We start from the raw sequence: 348 nt of genomic DNA, 5'->3' as shown, positions 1-348 counted from the left end.
CGTCTCGCTGTAGCCGAGGGTGCTGGCCAGCTCGACGCAGCGCAGGGTGATCTGGTTGCCCACCCGGCCGGCCTTCGCCTTGGCCATCGACGCCTCGAGCGAGTTGGGCTGACGGTTGTCGGCCATCCACGCGGCGCTCAGCGTGAGCAGGTGCGCGGCCTCCCAGTCGGCCTCCATCTGCAGGAACGTCGCTGCGGCCGCAGATTGAGACTGTGCCGGCCGGTCGTAGTCGATCTCGACGCCGGCCTCCTCCAGCAGCTCGCGCGTGAGTTCCAGCGCAGCGCGGGCACAGCCGACGGCCATCCCGGCGACGAGCGGGCGCGTGTTGTCGAAGGTCGCCATCGCGCC

At 71.0% G+C, this 348-nt stretch carries 1 protein-coding gene; it reads right to left on the bottom strand.

Annotated elements, in window-relative coordinates:
* Positions 1–348 (bottom strand): acyl-CoA dehydrogenase family protein (locus D9V41_RS16980; protein WP_166376118.1); only part of this gene is annotated, 348 nt, incomplete at both ends.

It is taken from the genome of Aeromicrobium phragmitis (assembly GCF_003674095.1).
Lineage (GTDB): Bacteria > Actinomycetota > Actinomycetes > Propionibacteriales > Nocardioidaceae > Aeromicrobium > Aeromicrobium phragmitis.
Note: the sequence above shows the minus strand (reverse complement) of the source record. Positions and strands in the feature narration are given on the sequence as shown.